The following is a 19,049-nucleotide window of genomic DNA, read 5'->3' on the forward strand; positions in this document are numbered from 1 at the left end:
GGACCGACCGACCGCACCCCCGTCGTGCGGGCCCGCGCATCCCGTCCCCGCGATCCCCCTACGGGTCCGGACACGCCGTCGGCACCGCGCGGACCACGTCAGCACCGGCCACGTTCGGCCCAGAGGAAGGACAAGTGCGACCGATGACCGCGAAGATCTTCGCAGCAGACTCGGTACGACCCGTCGACGACTTCGAGCAGGACGCCGTCCGCGTCGCCGACGTGCTCAGGGAACACGGGATCGGCCCCGGCGACCGCGTCATGCTGAAGGCCGGGAACTCCGCGAGCTACGTCTGCGTGCTGTACGCGCTGATGGACGTCGGCGCGTCCATCGTCCTCGTCGACCAGCAGGAGCACGTCGAGGAGACCCGGCGGATCGCCCTGCGCACCGGCGTCAAGGTCACCATCGTCGACGACGAGACCCCCATCGACCAGGGCGCCGACCCCCTGTACCTGTACGAGCTGATGGTCGCCACGGCGGGCCTGCCGACCGTGCCGCGCACCCTGTCGTTCGAGACGTGGGGCGAACTGCCCGACGGCCTGATCATGTGGACCTCCGGCTCGACGGGCTCGCCCAAGGGCGTGGTCAAGTCCGGCGCGAAGTTCCTGCGCAACCTGCGGCGCAACGCCGAGCAGGTCGGCCACCGCCGCGACGACGTGCTGATGCCGCTGCTCCCCTTCGCCCACCAGTACGGGCTGTCGATGGTCCTCATCGCCTACCTGACCCGCTGCTCCCTGGTCATCGCCCCCTACCGGCGTCTGGACCGCGCCCTGCGCATGGGCCGCGACGCCGGCGTCACCGTCATCGACGCCACCCCCTCCAGCTACCGCAGCATCCTGAGCCTGGTGACGCGCAAGCCGGCGCTGCGCGAACACGTCGCCGGCGCCCGGATGTTCTGCGTCGGCGCGGCCCCGCTGGACGCGCCGCTGGTGGCCGGCTACGTCGAGGAGTTCGGCCTTCCGCTGCTGGACAGCTACGGCTCCACCGAGCTGGGCAACATCTCCTTCGCCACCCTCGACAACCCCGTCGCCTGCGGTCGCGCGATGGACGGCATCCGGCTGCGGATCGTCGACGAGGACGGCGCGCAGGTGCCCGCGGGCCGGCCCGGCGAGATCGAGGTCGACACCCCCGACGGGCTCGAGGGTCAGATAGCCGACGACGGCTCCGTCGTCCCCGCCCCCACCGGGTGGCAGCGCACCGGCGACCTCGGCCACCTCGACGAGGCCGGGAACCTGCACGTCCTGGGACGCAAGTTCGCCGTCCACCGGATGGGCTACACGCTCTACCCGGAGCTGATCGAGCGGAAGGCCTCGGCCGCCGGCTGCCCCACCCGGATCGTGCCGCTCCCCGACGAACTGCGCGGCTCCCAGCTGGTGTTCTTCGTCGAGGACGAGGAGCAGCGGGACGCCGGCTACTGGCGGGAGCGGCTGTGCTCGCTGCTGCCCGCGTTCGAACAGCCCAACCGGGTCGTCGTGCTAGAGCAGTTCCCGCTCAACCGCAACGGCAAGCCGGACAAGAAGCAACTCGCGCGGATGGCCGCCGAGTGACAAGGCGTCCGCCCCGCCGGGGGCGGCGCGCACGACCAGCACGTGAAAGGACGCCGGTGTGCTTCCCGAGCAGTTGACCTTCGTCGTCGGTACCGGGCGCTGCGGCTCGACGGCGCTGTCGGCGGTGGTGAACCTGCACCCCGGCGTCCTCAGCCTCAACGAGCTCTTCGCGAGCGTCACCGACCCCGGTGCGTTCGGCGAGGAGCCGTTGAGCGGAGCCGAGTTCTGGGGCTGCCTGGCCCGCCCGAACCCGGTCAGCGACAGCCTCGTCCGCAACGGCGCGCCGCCCCCGGAGTTCCTCTACCACCGCCAGCCGCAGAGGCGCTACTCCGCGGAGACGACGGGCATCCCCGCCATCAGCATGATGGTCCTCCCGCACCTCACCGACGATCCCGACGGGCTGCTGGACGAGCTGGAGCCCGAGGTCAGCGCCTGGCCCACGCGCCCCGCGCCGCTGCACTGGCAGGCGTTCTTCCGCACCCTCGCGGAGCGGTTCGGCACCACGGGCGCCGTCGTCGAACGCTCCGGGCTCTCCCTGGGCAGGGTCGAGGAGCTGCACGCGCTCTTCCCGCGGGCACGCTTCGTGCACCTGTACCGCAACGGCCCCGACTGCGCCCTGTCCATGAGCCGGCACATCGCCTTCCGGATGATCCCGATGATCGCGGAGATCATCGAGCGTTGCGGCGTGGACTCGCCCTACGAGCTGACCGCGGACCACTTCGCCCAGCTCCCGCCCGACCTCGCCCCCCTGCTGACCGGCACCTACGACCCGGCCCTGGTCATGGACCGGCCGATCCCGCTCACCGTCTTCGGCGAGATGTGGTCGCGCTGGATCGTCGACGGCGTACGGGCCCTGGACGGGCTCCCCGCCGGCACCCATACCTCGCTGTCCTACGAGCGCCTCCTGGAGCGCCCGCACGAGGAGCTGACCCGGCTGGCCGGGTTCATCGGCGCCGAGGCCGACCCCGGCTGGCTGGAGGACGCCGCCCGCCACCTCGACGGCGACGGCCGCCGCGGCTCCGCCCTCCGGCTCGGTCCGGCGGATCTGGAGGAGCTGCGCGCGTCCTGCGCGGAGGGCACCGCGGCGCTGGAGGACGCCGCCGGCCGGCCGTAGTCCGGCGTCCGGCGGCGACGTGTACGGGGGACCCGCGCCTCAGGCGTCGTAGGGCAGGTCCAGGGGCGCGAGGGCCTCGAAGAGGTCACCGGGCCCGGGATTGTCCGGGTGCGTGGTCCCCCCGAGGTGCTCCAGGACGCCCCACACGGCGTTCAGCGCCGTCGTGACCGCGCCCTCGGCGAAACCGGCCGTCCACGACACGTCGTCGCCGCACAGGAAGAAGCCGCGCTCCGCGGCGGGCAGGCCGCGCTGCATGAACTGGGTGAACAGCCGCCGCTGGTAGCGGTACTGGCCCGGCAGGTTCGCCTTGAACGCGCCCATGAAGTGCGGCTCGGTCTCCCACGTGATCGTCAGGGGGTCGCCGACGACGTGGGAACGGATGTCCAGCCCGGGGTAGACGAGGGCCAGCTTGTCCAGCAGGACGTCCAGCCGCTCGTGCGGGTCCAGCGTCGCCATCTTCAGGGAGTCGTCGTTCCACGTGTACGACAGGCACATCACCCCGGGGCGGTCCGGGCCGTCGTCGAAGAGGTAGACCCCGCGCGGCATGCGGTCCGTGAGGGTCATGCTCATCACCGGCTCGCCGGTGAGCGGGTCCCGGTCGTGCCAGAACGGGCGGTCGGTCAGCACGAACAGCTTGGAGGCGCCCATGTAGTGGGTGCGCTCCACCGCGGTCCACAGCGGCTGCGTCAGCAGCGCCGGGTCGCACTCCACGCGGTTCAGCAGCGTCCACAGGTGCGGGGTGAACACCACCGCGTCGAAGCGGTCCTCGCGCCCGGAGGCGTCGGTCACCCGGAAGCCGTCGCCGTCCCGGACGACCGAGCGCACCCGGGGCCGGACCGAACCGCCGTTCAGCGACATCAGGGACGTCCCCGCCGGCCAGTGCGCGCACCGCTCCGGCCGGTGCTCCCACAGGCCGTACGGCAGCCGCTGGGAACCGCCGGTGATGGCGACCTGGTTGTCGTCGGCCTCGGTGTAGATCACGCGCAGGATCTCCAGCAGCGAATTCGGGAAATCGGTGTCCCACCCGCCGGTGCCGAATCCCACCTGGCCGAAGATCTCCCGGTGCCGGAACGACTGGAACGCCGAACTCGTCGCGAGGAAACCGTAGAAGGACTGGTCGTCGAATTCCCGGACCAGCCGGTTCCACACCCGTTTCAGGGTCTCGGTGTCACGCCGCTGGACGGCGTCGCGCATCGTGGCGAGTTCGGCCCGCTCCTGCAGCGCCTTCTCCCACGCGGAGGCCACCTGCTGGTAGACGTCCGGGAGGTCGTCGGCGAGCTCCGCCCGGTGCCGTTCGCCCATGAGGTGGACGAGCGTGCTCGGCGTGCTCGCCGCCAGCGGATTGGGGAAGGGCGTGGTGCGCAGGCCCAGCAGGTCGACGTAGTGGAACAACGCGCGGGCGGAGAGCGGGAAGCGCATCGCCCCCATCTCCGCCACGCGGTCCGGCTGCCCGGGGAAGGGCACCGAACGCATCCGGCCGCCGATCTGCTCCGCCTCGTACACGACCGGGCGCAGGCCCAGCCGCATCAGCTCGTACGCGGCGGTCATGCCCGCCATGCCGCCGCCGACCACGGCCACCGGGGTCCCCAGGCGCTCCGGCGGCAGCGCGCCGAGCCCGGCCGGATGGCTCAGCCAGCCGTCGTAGGGGAACGGGAAGTCCGGCACGAGCATGCTGACGGGGGCCGGGCTGACTGACGTCATCGGGAATACCTCTCGGGCCGATTCCACAGCGCTTCCAGGAAACCGGAGACGATTCGAGCGGAGCCGGGAAATCACAGCGCGAACCGCTGCTCCCGCAGAACGGGAGGCCGCGGTCCGCGACTGCGCAGTCGCGCCGGTAATGCCACGCTATTTCGGCGGCCGACGGCGCTACAACCCCTATCCACCCTGGTAACGGACCGTATTCGGACGGCTTTCCGCCGCCGCCGTCGGGGCGGGAAAGGCGATGGCCGTGACGACGATCCCGCGGTCCGCCAGCCAGCGGCCGGAGAACCGCTCCACGAGCCGGCCGTCCGGAGCGCGCCGCGGGCGCAGGACGCGCGCCGTGAACGTGCCCTGCGGCCGGCCGGCCGCGCCGTCCTCACGGAAGGCGATGTCGGCGTCGTCGAAGTCCAGTTCGGTGCCGATCAGTGGGTACCACGTCTTGTAGACCGCCTCCTTCGCGCTGAACAGCAGCCGGTCCCGGCTCACCCGGGAGCGGGTGCCGCCCGCGCGCGCCCACGCCAGTTCGCCCGGCAGCGCGATCGACTCCAGCACACCGTCGGGCAGCGGCAGGTCGGGCTCGGCGTCGATGCCGATCATCGCCAGATCGGTGTCCCGGGCGAGCGCCGCGGCCCGGTAGCCCTCGCAGTGGGTCATGCTGCCGACGACCCCGGCCGGCCACCGCGGGACGTTGCGCACGCCGGGCAGCACGGGGGAGGGCGGCAGCCCGAGCTCCGCGAGGGCCCGCCGGGCGCACGCGCGCACCGTGGCGAACTCCTCGCGGCGCCGGTCCGGCGTGCGGGCCACGACCGCCGCCTCCTCGGGGTAGAGCGTCGCCGAGCCGTCGGGCCCGAAGGACTCGCTGGTGGCCGCCACCTCGGGCAGCAGTGCCTCGATCACGTCCGCGCCTCCCGCGCTCCGGGCCCGGCGGCCGCCTGCGGTTGCCGGGAGTCGGCGTACGGCAGGATCTGCCGCAGCAGCCCCTTGGGGTGGCCGCGGCGCCGCCACTCGCGCGGGTAGCCGATCGACACCTCCTCGAACCGGACCCCGTCGTACCAGGTGGTCCGCGGGATGTGCAGGTGCCCGTAGACCACGGCGGCGGTGGTGAACCTGCGGTGCCAGTCGGCGGTCAGCACGGTGCCGCACCACTGGGCGAACTCCGGGTGCCACAGCACCTGCGTGGGCTGGCGCACCAGCGGGAAGTGGTTGACCAGCACCAGCGGCACCGACGGGTCCTGCGCGGCCAGGCGCCGGCGGGTCTCCGCCACCCGGGCCCGGCACCAGTCGTCGCGGGTCCGGTACGGATCGGGGTGGAGCAGGTACTCGTCCGTGCACACCACGCCGGCCTCGTGCGCCCGGGCCAGGGACTCCTCCTTGGTCGAGGTGCCCGCCACCCGGAACGTGTAGTCGTAGAGCAGGAACAACGGCGCCACCCGGACCGGCCCGCCGGGACCCTCCCACAGCGGCCAGTCGTCCTCCGGGGTGAGGACGCCGAGCCCGCGGCACATCTCCACCAGGTAGCGGTAGCGCTCCTCGCCCCGCAACTGCACGGCGTCCTCGCGCGGCGTCCACAACTCGTGGTTGCCCGGCGCCCACACCACCTTCGCGAACCGCCCGGCCAGCAGGCTGAGGGCCCACGCGATGTCCTCGGTCAGCTCGCCGACGTCACCGGCCACGATCAGCCAGTCGTCCTCGTGGGAGGGCCGCAGCGACTCCGTGATCGGACGGTTGTCGGCCATGCCGACGTGCAGGTCGCTGACGGCGAGCAGCCGCGGCCCCGGAGGCGGTGTGCCTCCCGGCGCGGTGGGGGAGTGGAGCGCGGCGGGGTCAGGCGATATGGGCGACATCGAGGTCCAAACTGACGGGCAGGTCACGACGGTGAGAGATGTTGATCTTCCGGTAGACGCGGGTCAGGTGCTGCTCGACGGTGCTGACCGTGATGAAGAGCTTCGCCCCGATCTCCCGGTTGGTGTAGCCCTGCGCGGCCAGCGAGGCCACCCTGCGCTCCGCGTCCGTCAAGGCGGCCGCGGCCGCAGGCTGCGCCCGATCCGGCGCCTTCGGCGCGGCGGCCTGGCCGGGCTGCTCGGGCTGCAGGGAACGGCCCAGCTTCTGCGCGCCGCAGCCCTCGGCGATCCGCCACGCCCGGCGGGTGTGCAGCTTGCTCTGGACCGGGTCGCCCAACTGCTTGTGGGCCTGGCCCAGATCGGTCAGCGTGCGCGCCAGCTCGTACCAGTCGCCGACCGCCTGGAGGAGCGTGACCGACTCCGACAGCAGCCGCGGCCGCTCGCCGACGGGCCGGGCCGCCGCCAGCGCGCGCAGCGCGATCCCGCGCACCCGCGGTCCGGCGTCACCGGCGAGCTGCTCCCGTGCGAAGTGCTCCACCTGGTCCCGGCTGCCCAGGGCGAGCCAGGCCTCGGCGACCCCGACCCGCCAGGGTGCCAGCGTGGAGCGGTCCATCCGCCAGCGCCGCATCAGCCGGCCGCAGGTCGTGAAGTCCGTGAGGGCCGCGTGCGGCCGGCCCGTCTCCAGCTCGTGCCGGCCCCGCGCGTACAGGTACTCGATCCCGAAGCGGGTGGTGAACATCTCCTCGGGCACCGGGCGGCCCACCAGTTCGGCGGCCGCCTCGTGGTCGCCCATCGCGGTGCTCGCCTCGATCAGCACCGCCAGCGGGGCACCGATGCCCACGCCCCAGCAGTGCGGGGGCAGTTCCTCGAGGGCCTGCTCGGCCATCTGCCGCGCCTGCGCCAGGTGCCCGTGCCGCAGCGCCATCTGCGCCCGGAAGGCCCGCAGGATCGCCGTCGAACTCGCCGGCCAGCGGGCGGTGACCTCCGCCAGCAGCCGGTCGGCCCATTGCGTCGCGGTCCCCAACTGGTCGGCGTACACCAGGGCCAGCAGGCAGATGTGCACCGTCGGCTCGGTCTCCTCCGTCAACTGGAGGGTGGCGAGGATGCGGTCCGCGGTGTCGGAGAAGCGGACGTCCTCCTCGTCCGGCGACGTCCCGCCCCCGGCCGCACCGCCGGACAGCACGCCGTGCAGCGCGGCCGCCGCCGCGAGCCGGTTCTCCTCCGGCCGGGAGACCGGGACCTCCACCGCGTTCTCGTGCAGCGGCGCCAGCGCGGCGTCGACCCGCTCCAGGACCTCGGGGTAGGTGCTCGCCAGGATCGACCGCAACCACCGTACCTGCGCGGCGAGTTCGGAGTCGGGCCGCGAGGCCGCCGTCGTCATGTGCCGCATCGCCGTGACCGCGTCGTCCGCCCAGCCGTTCCACAGCAGGTCGGCCGCGAGCCGCAGCGCGTCGACCGGCTGCAACTGCCCGGCCCGGGCCGCCCCGGCCAGCGAACGCACCTGCCGCGGCCACGCGGAAGGGGTGACCCGCCAGATGATCCCGGCCAGGGCGATCCTCACCTGCGCGCGCTCGCGCTCGCTGCGGCAGCAGCCCTCTGCCATGCGCAGACAGCTCACCGCGAAGCCCACCCGCTGCGCCGCCATCGCCTCACGCGCGGCGTCCGCCAGCACCTGGGGCACCCACTCCTCGTCGGGCGGGCTCATGTCGTGCCCCAGCAACTGCTCGGCCACGAGCAGCGGGGGAGCGCCGTCCTCGTACAGCAGGCGGGCGGCGCGCCGGCGCAGCCGCGTCACGGCCTCGTCGTCCAGGCTCTCCGCGACCGCCGCCCGCACGCCGGGGTGCCGGAAGCAGCCGTCGTCCAGGACGCCCGCCTCGGCCAGCGCGGACACCACCTGCCGGACGGCGCGCTCCTCGACCTCCACCAGCCGGGCCAGCAGCGGCAGCGGTGCCTCGCCGCCGAGCAGGGCGATCCCCTGGGCGACCCGCAGGCCGTCGGCGCCGACGCGGTGCACGATCAGCAGCGCGCTGCGCAGGAACCGCTCGCCCGCGAGGAGCGGCCCGTCCGGGGTGCCGCCCTCGTCGGAAGGGGCCGACGGCCGTTCCTGGGCCTGGGAGAAGTGGTCCTCGACCAGGCCGTGGACGAGCAGCGGATTGCCACCGGTGGCCGCGTGCACGGAACGGGCCAGCCGGCCGGTGGGCGCGGCGCCGGCCGGGCGCTCGCCCGGCTCGCCCCCGTGGGCCCGGGCGGTCAGCAGCCGTTCCACCCCGGCGACGCCGAGCGGGCCGACCCGCACGTGCAACCCCCGTGTGGGGTGCAGCAGTTCCTCCAGCACCCCGGGGGGCGTCCGGCGTGCGTCGGCGCCGAGCGTCACGATCACCGACACGGCGCCCGCGCCCGTCGAGGGGAACCGGCGCAGCGCGTACGACAGGACGTGCAGCGACTGGGGATCGGCGTACTGGACGTCGTCCAGGGCGATCAGGACCGGCCCACGCGCGGACATCCTGCCCAGTTCGGCGTGGAAGCTCTGGAGGATCTCGGCCGCCACGGGTTCCCCGCCGGAGCCCGGATCGCCCGCCCGTGGCGCGCCGACGAGTAAAGGCGGCAGGGGGCCGTGGGCCGACTGCCGGGCGTCGCGCAGCAACTGCTCCATCACGCCGAACGGTATGGCGTGTTCCGCCGGCGAGCCGACGGCGGTGAGGAGCCTGTGCTCGGCGACCACGTGGTCCTCCAGGACGCGGTGGAGCAGTGCCGTCTTCCCGGACGCCACGGGCCCGCTGATCACCGCCGTCCGCCCTGACCCGAAGGCCGTGCCGGGGCTCTCACCGGAGGCGAAGGCGACAAGCCTTGCGATCTGCTCATTTCGTTCCACTAGCACGACGTGCAACCCTCCGCAATGCGATGTGAAATAGCGCCACGGTGGGCATGATTTCCGATGTCCGGCCACTTCGCGTGGTTCCGTGTACGGGATACCGGAAATGACGCTGCGGTAACATAGGGAAACTCGCAGATGCTCACAAGGCGCACTGACACCCCCCGGTCATTCCTTTTCGACCCCGTTCCGGACTGTATCAACGTCCCAGAGCCGACGCCGTCTCAATCTGTCGTCCGGGTATTGCCGCAGAGTGAGCAGCCGGTGGACGCCGGGTGGCGGGGACGATGTGTGTTGTCGCAGGTCACAGATGTGCGCCCGGGAAGGGGAGGGCGGTAACCTCAATAGAACCTCAAATGCGGAACGGGGTCTTCGAGAACGGGGTCCGGGAAGACCGTTCCGCGGCGCGGACCGACATAGGGGGGTCCTCGCGGAGAATAGGGGTGAGCGAAGACGGGGCGATTGGTGCGCCACGCGTCCCGAGGGGTCCCGAATTGATCCCCCCGTCGATCTCGCCGGACGGGTGGCGTGGAATGGCCCGCAAGAGGGCTGAGGTGCGCAATCCGCACCGGCCGGGCCTGAATGATCTTAACCGCGGCCCTTTGCGGAGTAATAGCGGGGCACCGGTGAGGAAGATCACGTTTGTCTGCCAGGCGCCGGGAGCCGGGTCCGTAGGTCCGGTCGCGCGCGGCTCAGCCGTACGTCGAGACGGGGGCGGACGCCTCCGCCGGGGCGCCGTCCCGCGGCCGGCGGAAGCAGAGGCCGGTCAGGCAGAGCAGCACGGCCCCCGCGAGGAACGGGGCCCGCGGCCCGATGCCGTCGTAGGCCAGCCCCGCCAGCAGGGTCCCCAGCGCACCAGCGCACATGGAGGTCATCTGGAAGGACATCGTCACCCGGCTCAACAGCCCTTCCGGGACCTGGGACTGACGCAGCGACACCGCGGTGGCGTTCCACACCAGGCCCACCGTGCCGTACACGGCGATCAGCGCCGTCGCCACCGTGAAGGACCGGGCCGAACCGATGCCGGCGCAGAGCACCGCGGTGGCCACCATGCCGATCCGCAGCACCCGGCGGGCCCCGATCCGGGCCTCGAGCCGGGGCGCGAGCGGCACTCCCGCGATGCCTCCCAGGGCGTAGGCCACCGTCAGCACCGCATATCCGGGGCCCTCAAGTCCCAGCGTCTGGCGGGCGTACAGCACCAGGACGGACATCAGGCCGACCACGACGAGGTTGCCCATGGCGGCCACCGCGCACAACTGCCGCAGCAATCGGTGCCTCCACAGCCAGATCAGCCCCTGCAGGGCGTCGTCCCGCAGCGATCGCCGCACCGGGGCGCCGTCCTCGGGAAGGGCCCGGGCGCGCCCCGCCACCAGCAGGATCAGCGCCGCCGAGCACGCGTACGACACGGCGTCGACGGTGAGCGGGAGCACCGGCGTGACGCCGAACAGGACCGCCCCGACCGGGGTGCCCAGCATGGTGCCGGCCAGCAGGGCACTGACCTGCAGGCGCGCGTTCGCCTTGGTCAGCCGTTCGGGCGGCACCAGCGCCGGCACGATGCCCGACCAGGCTCCGTTGAAGAGGGTCTGCCCACAGCCCAGGAGGAAGGCCACACCCGCCAGCACCGGTATGGACAGGCCGTCGACGAGGGTGAGGAGTGCCAGGCCCGCCATCACGACCGCACGGGTCACGTCGACCAGGCACAGGATGCGCCGGCGTTCGAACCTGTCCGACAGTGCGCCGGACACCAAGCCCACCAGCAGCCAGGGGAGTTGTCCCGCGAAGGCCACCAGGGCGACCTGCCGGGCGTCCTCCGTGAGGCCGGCGGTGAGCAGCGGGAGGGTGATCAGGCGCATGCCGTCGCCGATGCCGGAGATCGTCACCGAAGCCCACACGACGTAGAACGGGCGTGGCAGTCGGACGCGGCCGCCGGACGTGGGAGTGCTCATGGCTGGGTCGCAGTTCCTCGGAGCCGGAGGTGGACGGGTCGCGTGTCGGACTCGGCCGCAGCGCATCCGGAACGAGCGACATGCTGTTCGGGCGTGCCCAACGAACGGGGACATCAGGGGCGACGTCAGGTTGCCGGCGCGTTAATTCACGGGAGCGGCACCGCGAGCACGCCGCCAAGAGCGGTTGTCCGGCGGCGTCTTCGCCGACGCGACGGGCGCGCGGTCCCCGGTTGGGCGACGTCGTTCCGGCATCCGGACGACACCGGGGTGCACACCGGTGGCCGCCTGCGTCCGTCCCGACGGCGCCGCGTACGGTGCGGTGTGCGATCCGGCACCCCGCGAGGAGGCGGGGAAGGTCGTCGCCGCTCCCCGGGGTCTCGCGACGATGAACGGCCAGGCAATCGCAGGTGTGCGATCGGCGAAGAACGAACGAACGGAGGCGGAGGACCACAACCCTGCCCGGAGGTGGGAGGTCTTGGCCGGTGGCGTCGTACGGCTCGGCGTCCATCAGCAATGATCAAGGGAGAGTCCTGTGGTGCGAGCGTCGTGGCCTGCGGAGAGCGTGAGGCCTGCGCCGGAGTCCCCACCGCCGGCCAAGGGAGACGGCGAGGGTTCCGGTCCGGCCGGCGGGCCCCAGGACCATCCGCCCACCGGCGGACGGCTGCGCTCGGACATCCAGGGACTGCGCGCGCTCGCGGTGGTCATGGTGGTGCTCTCGCACGCCGGGGTCCGGCAGTTGGCCGGCGGCTACATCGGGGTCGACGTGTTCTTCGTGATCTCGGGCTTCCTCATCACCTCATTGCTGTCGCGCGAGCTGGCGCGGACCGGCCGCGTGTCGCTGCGGCGGTTCTACGCGCGCCGCGCGCTGCGACTGCTCCCCGCCTCCACCGCCGTGGGGCTCGTCACGCTCCTCGGGGCATGGCTGTTCCTGTCGAAGGTCCGGTTCAGCGAGTACGCCGGGGACGCGCTCAGCAGCGCCTTCTACGTGGTGAACCTCCGGCTGGCGAGCGCGGGCACCGACTACCTCACGGCGGACAGTCCGCCCTCGCCGTTCCAGCACTTCTGGTCCCTGGCGGTCGAAGAACAGTTCTACCTGCTCTGGCCGTTGCTGCTGTGGGCGAGCTGGTGGCTCGCCCGGCGGCGCACGGCGTTGCTGGCGGCGCCCCTCGCCGTGCTGTGCGTGGCCTCCTTCGTGCTGAACGTCTCGATCACCGACGGCTCGCCCTCCTGGGGGTACTTCGGCTCCCACACCCGCCTGTGGGAGCTGGGTACGGGCGCGCTGCTCGCCCTCTCCGCGAGCAGGCTGGAACGGCTGCCGGCCCGGACGGCCGCGGCCATGAGCTGGACCGGCCTGGTGTCGCTGCCGGCGGCGGCCCTGCTGTTCGACGACGACACGCCGTTCCCCGGGTGGTACGCCCTCGTGCCCGTGCTCGGCACCGCGCTGGTGCTGGCCGGCGGTTGCCCGCCCGCGCGGTCGGGCGCCGGATGGCTGCTGTCCCTGCGCCCGGTCACGTGGGTCGGCGGTCTCTCCTACAGCTGGTACCTGTGGCACTGGCCGGCGCTGGTGATCCTGCCGAGGGCGTTGAACAGGCCCCCGACCGTCAAGCTCGCACTGGTCTGCGCGGCGGTCGCGCTCCTGCTGGCCTGGGCGACGCTGCACCTGGTGGAGAACCCGGTGCGGTTCCACCGCGTGTTCCGCGGCCGTCCGGTACGGGCGCTGGGGCTCGGGGCCGGGCTGACGGCGTGCGCCGTCACGGCGGCACTGGTAGCGACGGCCTTCCCGCCGCCCATCGACTCGGGGGTGGCGGCGCCGCGGCTGAGGAGTGTGCTCACCGGGGCCGCCGACCCGCAGGCGCGCCTGGCCGAGCTGCTGTCGGAGCCGTCCCCGAGCCTCCCGGCCAACCTGCGGCCCGGACTCGGCCGGATCAAGTCGTCGTCGTCCGCGATCTACCGGGACGGCTGCCACATCGGCTACGAGAGCGAGGCGACTCCGCGGTGCGTCTACGGCGACCGGTCGGCGCCCAAGACCGTGGTGCTCTTCGGGGACTCGCACGCGGCCCAGTGGTTTCCGGCCCTCGACCGGCTGGCCCGCGAACACCACTGGAGGCTGGTCTCACTGACGAAGGCCTCGTGCAAGGTCGCGGACGTCACCACCGTCTACCACGGCAGGCCGTACACCTCCTGCGACCGGTGGCGCACCAGGGAACTGGCCCGGATCAGGTCCCTGCACCCCGCACTGGTCGTCGCCGCCTCCTCGGACACGGCCGACCTGGCCGGGCCGTCCGGCGACCCGCGCGTCCAGTGGACGGAGGGCTTCGAGCGGACCTACCGCGACCTGAGGACCTCGGGAGCCGAGGTGCTGGCCGTCGAGGACACCCCCTGGCCCGACGGCGACGCGGTCGAGTGCGCCGGGGACCATCCCCTGGAACTGCGGCGGTGCGCCTCCGAGATCGGGCGCACGGTCAGGGATCCCGACAAGAAGCGCGAGATCACCGAGGCGGCGGCGGCCACCGGCGTCACGGTCCTCGACCCGGCACCCTGGCTCTGCGGCGCGGGCAGGGTCTGCCCCGTCGTGGTGGACGACACCTTCGTCTACCGCGACGACAGCCACCTCAGCGAGTCCTACGCCGAGGCCATCGCCCCGGTACTGGACCACGCGATCGCCGGCCTCTACGGAGCCGACCTGAGCCGGCATCCGTGACCGGCCCCCGCTCCCGCCCCCGGGACCGGCACCGCGGCCGGTGACGGCCCCGGGCCCGCCGGCATCAGTCCGCGAGCAGCCCGCCGACGGCGGCGACGCCCTCGGTGATCGCGCGGCGGCCGGTGTTGCCGAAGCCGAGCACCAGGCGGGGCGGCCCGCCGGCCGTGTCCGGCGCCGCGTGGTGTCCGGCCATCCCGTAGAGGCCGACCCGCCGGGCCCGGGCCGCGGCCACCACCCGTTCCTCGTCGCGGCCCGGCCCGAGGTGGGCGACGGCGTGGAAACCGGCGGCCAGCCCGGTGAGCCGTACGCCGGGAGCGTGCGCGGCGAGTGCCTCGACCAGGGTGGCGCGCCGGGCGGCGTACTCGGCGCGCATGCGGCGCAGGTGGCGGTCGTAGCGCCCCGAGGTGATCAGGTGGGCCAGGGCGATCTGGTCGAGGGTGGGCGATCCGCGGTCGTCGGCGGCCTTGAACGCCACGACGGCGCCGAGGAGGGCCGGCGGGCAGAGCAGCCAGCCCAGCCGGAGCGCCGGTGCGAGGGACTTGCTGACGGTGCCGATGTTCAGCACCCGGTCGGGGGCGAGGCCCTGGAGGGAGCCGACGGGGTCGCGGTCGTAGCGGAACTCCGCGTCGTAGTCGTCCTCGATGACGAAGGCGTCCCGGCGCTGCGCCCAGTCGATGAGCGCACGCCGCCGCCCGGCGGTCATGACGACGCCGGTCGGCCACTGGTGTGCCGGGGTGACGAGGACCGCCCGCGCGGCGGTGGCCTCCAGGGCCCGTACGTCGACCCCGTCCTCGTCCACCCGCACCGGTACGGCCGTCATCCCGGCGTGCACGGCGGCCCGGGACGTCGCGGCGGGCGCGCCGGGATCCTCGTGGGCGAGGGTGGTCACACCGCGGGCGGCCAGCGCCCGCAGGGCCAGCGCGAGCCCCTGGGCGTAGCCGGTGCAGATGACGGTGCCGTCCGCGTCGGCGGCCGCGGCCCGTACCCGCCGCTGGTACCCGGCCACCACCTCGCGGGCCAGGGGCGCGCCGTGCGGGTCGCCGTAGTCGAGGGCGGCGGTCGGCAGGGTGCGGGCGGCCTCACGGACCGCCCACAGCCAGTCGGCGAGCGGGACGGAGGCGAGGTCGGGGACGCCCGAGCGGAAGTCGGCGACGAGCGGCGGCCCGTCCGGCCGTTCCCCGGACGGCGTCCGCCCGGGCGGCGCGGCGAACGCGGGTTGGGGGCAGGCGCGGGCGGCGACGGTGGTGGCGGCGCCGATGCGGCCGGTGAGGTAGCCCTCCGCCTGGAGCTGGGCGTAGCAGTCCTGGACCAGGCCGCGGGAGACGCCGGTGCGGCGGGCCAGTTCGCGGGAGGACGGAAGGCGTTCGCCGACCTGCAGACGGCCGGCCCGGATGGCGTCCCTGATCTGGCGTTCCAGCTGCGCGCGCAGCCCCTCGCCGCTGTTCCGGTCCACGGCGAGCAGCAGTTCGGGCGACAGACCGGACCACTCCAGCGGCATGGAATTGGAGCTTACCGGGGGACCGGTGGGCTTCTAGCGTCGATGCCATGACCACGCCACCCAGTACGCCGCCCGGCATCCCACCCCGTACCCCGCCCACCACCGCGGGCGACGGCACCGCCCCGCGCGTCCCGGCACCGGCCCCTTCGCCCGACCACCCCCCACTGGTGACCCGTCAGCTGCTGCTGCGCTTCTGGACGGTGGTCGGGGCCTCCGCGAGCTTCTTCCTGCTGCTGTCGGTGGTGCCGCTGTACGCCGAGCGCGGCGGCGGCGACGCGGGTCTGGCCACCGGCGCCCTGATGTTCGCCACCGTCGGCGGCGAACTGGCCACGCCCCGCCTGGTGGCCCGCTACGGCTACCGGACTGCGCTGGCCGCGGGCCTGGTCCTGCTCGGCGCGCCCGCACTGGTGCTCACCGCCGGGGACGGCATGGCCTGGATCGTTGCGATGTGCCTGCTCCGCGGGCTGGGCTTCGCCCTCACCGTCGTCGCCGGCGGCGCCTTGACGGCCTCGCTGATCCCGGCCGCCCGGCGCGGCGAGGGTCTGGCGCTGGCCGGGATCGTGTCGGGCGTGCCGTCCCTGGTGGGTCTGCCGCTCGGTGTCTGGCTGGCCGCGCACATCGGGTTCACGCCGGTGTGCGTGGCCGGTGGGCTGGCGGCGCTGGCCGCGGTCGTGGTGGTGCCGGGGCTCCCGGGACGGGAACCTTCCGCCGCCCGGGACGCGGGAGTGGGAGTGGTCGCAGGTCTGCGCGACGGTGCCCTGGCCCGGCCCACAGCGGTGTTCGCCACGACCGCGCTCGGCACGGGGATCCTCGTGACGTTCCTGCCGGTCGCCGTCCCCGCGTCGCTGTCCGCCCTGGTGACGATCGCGCTCTTCGCGCAGCCCGCGACGTCCACCGTGGCCCGCTGGTTCGCCGGCCGGTACGGCGACCGCCACGACCCCGCCCGCCTGGTGCTCCCGGGCCTGCTCGCGTCGGCCGCCGGTCTGCTGCTGACGGCGGCGACGGGCAGCCCGGCGGCCGTGCTCGCCGGGGTCACGCTGTTCGGCGCCGGCTTCGGGGTCGCGCAGAACGCGACGCTCACGCTGATGTACGCCCGGGTCCCGGAGTCCGGCTACGGCACGGTGAGCGCGCTGTGGAACGTGGCGTACGACGGCGGCATGGGGGTGGGAGCCCTCGCCTTCGGCGTGGCGGCGGCCCACACCGGCTACCCGGCCGCCTTCGCGCTCACCGCCGCCGTGATGCTCGTCGCCCTGGCCCCGGCCTTGCGCGACCGTTGAGGAGGGCGGCCCTCACCGAGCGCGGCCCACGGCCCGGGGCCAAGGAGGCGCGCCCCGTCCGTCGCCGTTTGCTCGCGGGGCTTCGCGTCGCTAAGCTCACCGATGTCAGTACTTGACGCGTCAAGCAATGAGCGCGGCGGGGTGTGCGAGCGGTCACCTGCCGCGGGCCGGTGATTCCGCACCGCCATTCCCGGAGATCCGCCGCGGGTAATTCCACACGCCTTTCCCGTCGTTGCGCCGTCCGTGTCGCTCGCCCCCTCAATGGGCCGCAATGCGCCCGAAATCGGGAAAGTGTGACGCCCTGCCGTGCAATCGGAACGTCCGCACAACCCATTCCGTCGATATTCCTGACGGCGGTCACGCACCCCGCCCGACCTGGTGACCAACCGTCATGACCCCACGTCACGGACTGGGATGGCGGGCTCGCATTCCGGTTCCCGTCAGGCACTGGATCTGTTTTCGTCATCTCCTGTCCGCCCGGGAAGCGACGCTCCTGACTAACGTCGTTGGTGTTTGAAACTATCGACCCCGGAAGGGCCCCCTATGTGCATTCACGATGACAACCCGTCGCACGAGCCGGACGGGCAGAGTCGGCGGGGGTTCCTCCGCAACGCCGCGCTGGCCGGTGCGGGGGCGGCGGCCGCGGGCGCCGGTGTGTCCGCGCTCGTCGGTACGCCCGCGTTCGCGGCGGACGCGAGCCGGAGCGGCAGGACCGGCAGTTGGAGCCCGGACCCGACCGCCCTCCAGTTCACCCTCGCCGTCATGCCGGACACCCAGTTCCTCTACTGGGGCAGCCAGGACAGCGTCAACCGGACGCCGCAGGAGGAGTCGTTCCGCTACATCATCGACAACAGCGGCGAGGGCACCGACAACATCGTCTTCATGGCGCACCTCGGTGACCTCACGCAGGACGCCGACGCGTCGTCCTTCGCCCAGGTCGACAAGGCGTTCGCCCTCCTGGACTCGCACGGCGCCGCCTACAGCGTGGTCGCCGGCAACCACGACGTGAGCGGTGACGACTCCCGCGGCGACACGCCGTACCTGCAGACCCTGGGGCCGCGGCGGTTCAAGCGCTCGAAGACGTTCGCCGGTTCGGACCCCACCGGCTACAACACCGCCCACGTCTTCAAGGCCGCGGGCCTCTCCTGGCTGGTGCTGGCCCTGGACTGGCGGACCACCGACCAGGGCTTCGCGTGGGCCAACGACGTCATCAAGGCCCACCCGAAGATGCCGGTGATCCTCACGGCGCACGACATCGTCTACTCGGACTACGACGACAACGTCTTCCCGTACGCGTCCGGCAACCCCGAGGACAACGCCGACCTCTCCGGCTACGGGCAGACGATCTGGGACAAGCTGATCAAGGACAACGACCAGATCTTCCTGACCCTCAACGGCCACTACTGGCCGTCCGGGCGCACGACCAGGAAGAACGCCGCCGGCAACGACGTGCACCTGCACATCACGAACTACCAGAACCGCTACTTCGGCGGCGGCGGCATGATCCGGCTGTACCACTTCGACCTGGCCCGCAACACCATCGACGTCGAGACCATCAACCCGTGGATCCTGGCCCAGGACCCGGAGTCCCGCAACAAGCTGGCGGCCGAGCACGCCCGGATCACCGGCGCGGTCGACGACTTCTCGGTGCCGATCGACTTCGAGGAGCGGTTCTCCAGCTTCATCCCGATCCCGGTCCGCCCCGCCCGCCCGGCGAGCAGGCAGCTGGTCAAGGGCACGCTGGCCTACTGGCGTTTCGACGGCCAGGGCGCGCCCGGCACCCCGCTCACCGCGGGCGACACGATCCGCGACCTGTCCGGCAAGGGCAACGACCTCACCGTGGTGACCGTGCCGGGCAGTGCCGCCGATGCGCTGACCTGGTCCGACGACCACCACCCCGACCAGCCCGCGCACGCCAGCCTGAAGTTCGCCGGCGGCAGGAACCCCGTCAACGGCTCCTACCTGACGACCGGGGCCAAGGCCCCGCTGAACGCCGAGACGTTCAGGTCCGGGTACACCTTCGAGACGTTCGTGCGGATGCCGCTCGACTGGGACGCCGGCAGGAACGGCAACGCGTCGATCCTCAGCCGCCGGGGCTCGGCCGGGGCCGCCGGCAAGCACGGCAAGAACACCGACGCGAACGAGCCCCTGGCCCAGTTCGCCATCACGAACAACGGCCGGGAGGCGCAGTTCAACCACTACCCGCTCAACAACACCTACCCGACGACCAACTGGGGTCACGGCATGGTGGAGCTGAAGTGGTGGCACGTGGCGGTCGTCAACGACGGCCGCTACACCCGGATGTACGTCGAAGGCGCGCCCGTCGCCGACAACCCGAAGCGCGTGTCGCAGGGCCTCACCACGCTCGGCCTGCCCTGGCTGGTCGGCGGCCACGAGTACGCCGGTGCCGTCGACGTCGTCTTCCACGGCAACGTCGGTGACATCCGCATCGTCAACCGCCCGCTGTCCGTGGACGAGTTCCTGACCGCGGAGTAGCCCGTCGCCCTTCCGCCCCCGGCCCACCCGCCGGAGGCGGAAGGGATCCCCGC

The 19,049-nt window shown here is 73.0% G+C and carries 11 protein-coding genes; 5 read left to right on the forward strand and 6 right to left on the reverse strand.

Translation table 11 applies throughout. From position 1 onward, the window contains the following. Positions 1–143 precede the first annotated feature (143 nt). Both ABZ479_RS22210 and ABZ479_RS22215 read left to right on the forward strand, forming a co-directional pair. Positions 144–1,547: a class I adenylate-forming enzyme family protein gene (locus tag ABZ479_RS22210; protein ID WP_500463193.1), complete on the forward strand. Its 1,404-nt coding sequence runs from the start codon at positions 144–146 to the stop codon at positions 1,545–1,547. Positions 1,548–1,605: 58 nt separating this feature from the next. Beyond that, the gene (locus ABZ479_RS22215) at positions 1,606–2,661 is read left to right on the forward strand and encodes a sulfotransferase (RefSeq protein WP_500463194.1); all 1,056 of its coding nucleotides are present in this window, start codon (positions 1,606–1,608) and stop codon (positions 2,659–2,661) included. Between the two features lie 39 nt (positions 2,662–2,700). Here the strand turns inward: ABZ479_RS22215 and ABZ479_RS22220 are convergent, their stop codons facing one another. The 5 genes from ABZ479_RS22220 to ABZ479_RS22240 form a co-directional block, all read right to left on the reverse strand. Further along, positions 2,701–4,362 (reverse strand): flavin monoamine oxidase family protein, encoded by a 1,662-nt coding sequence (locus tag ABZ479_RS22220; protein WP_500463195.1) that lies wholly within the window; start codon positions 4,360–4,362, stop codon positions 2,701–2,703. A 177-nt stretch (positions 4,363–4,539) separates the two neighbouring features. Then, on the reverse strand, positions 4,540–5,262 hold the full coding sequence (locus ABZ479_RS22225; protein ID WP_500463196.1) for a 4'-phosphopantetheinyl transferase family protein: 723 nt from the start codon (positions 5,260–5,262) through the stop codon (positions 4,540–4,542). Continuing rightward, complete coding sequence (locus ABZ479_RS22230; RefSeq protein ID WP_500463197.1) at positions 5,259–6,209, reverse strand: metallophosphoesterase family protein; 951 nt, start codon at positions 6,207–6,209, stop codon at positions 5,259–5,261. The genes ABZ479_RS22225 and ABZ479_RS22230 overlap by 4 nt, the downstream gene beginning before the upstream one ends. Beyond that, the gene (locus ABZ479_RS22235; protein WP_500463198.1) at positions 6,190–9,084 is read right to left on the reverse strand and encodes a helix-turn-helix transcriptional regulator; all 2,895 of its coding nucleotides are present in this window, start codon (positions 9,082–9,084) and stop codon (positions 6,190–6,192) included. The genes ABZ479_RS22230 and ABZ479_RS22235 overlap by 20 nt, the downstream gene beginning before the upstream one ends. Before the next feature lie 686 nt (positions 9,085–9,770). After that, positions 9,771–11,024: an MFS transporter gene (locus ABZ479_RS22240; RefSeq protein WP_500463199.1), complete on the reverse strand. Its 1,254-nt coding sequence runs from the start codon at positions 11,022–11,024 to the stop codon at positions 9,771–9,773. Positions 11,025–11,586: 562 nt separating this feature from the next. Between ABZ479_RS22240 and ABZ479_RS22245 the strand changes: the two genes are divergently transcribed. After that, positions 11,587–13,725, forward strand: coding sequence for an acyltransferase family protein (locus ABZ479_RS22245; protein WP_500463200.1), 2,139 nt, complete (start codon positions 11,587–11,589; stop codon positions 13,723–13,725). A gap of 64 nt (positions 13,726–13,789) precedes the next feature. Here ABZ479_RS22245 and pdxR read toward each other — a convergent pair whose 3' ends face one another. Beyond that, complete coding sequence (gene pdxR / locus ABZ479_RS22250; RefSeq protein WP_500463201.1) at positions 13,790–15,223, reverse strand: MocR-like pyridoxine biosynthesis transcription factor PdxR; 1,434 nt, start codon at positions 15,221–15,223, stop codon at positions 13,790–13,792. A 47-nt stretch (positions 15,224–15,270) separates the two neighbouring features. On the opposite strand from pdxR, the gene ABZ479_RS22255 reads away from it, so the two are divergent. Together ABZ479_RS22255 and ABZ479_RS22260 are read left to right on the forward strand one after the other, a co-directional pair. Further along, a complete protein-coding gene (locus ABZ479_RS22255) occupies positions 15,271–16,500 on the forward strand; it encodes an MFS transporter (RefSeq protein WP_500463202.1) in 1,230 nt (409 codons plus the stop codon). Positions 16,501–17,043: 543 nt separating this feature from the next. Next, positions 17,044–18,996: a LamG-like jellyroll fold domain-containing protein gene (locus ABZ479_RS22260; RefSeq protein WP_500463203.1), complete on the forward strand. Its 1,953-nt coding sequence runs from the start codon at positions 17,044–17,046 to the stop codon at positions 18,994–18,996. Positions 18,997–19,049 lie beyond the last annotated feature (53 nt).

The organism is Streptomyces sp. NPDC005722 (assembly GCF_040630935.1).
In the GTDB taxonomy this organism is placed as follows: domain Bacteria; phylum Actinomycetota; class Actinomycetes; order Streptomycetales; family Streptomycetaceae; genus Actinacidiphila.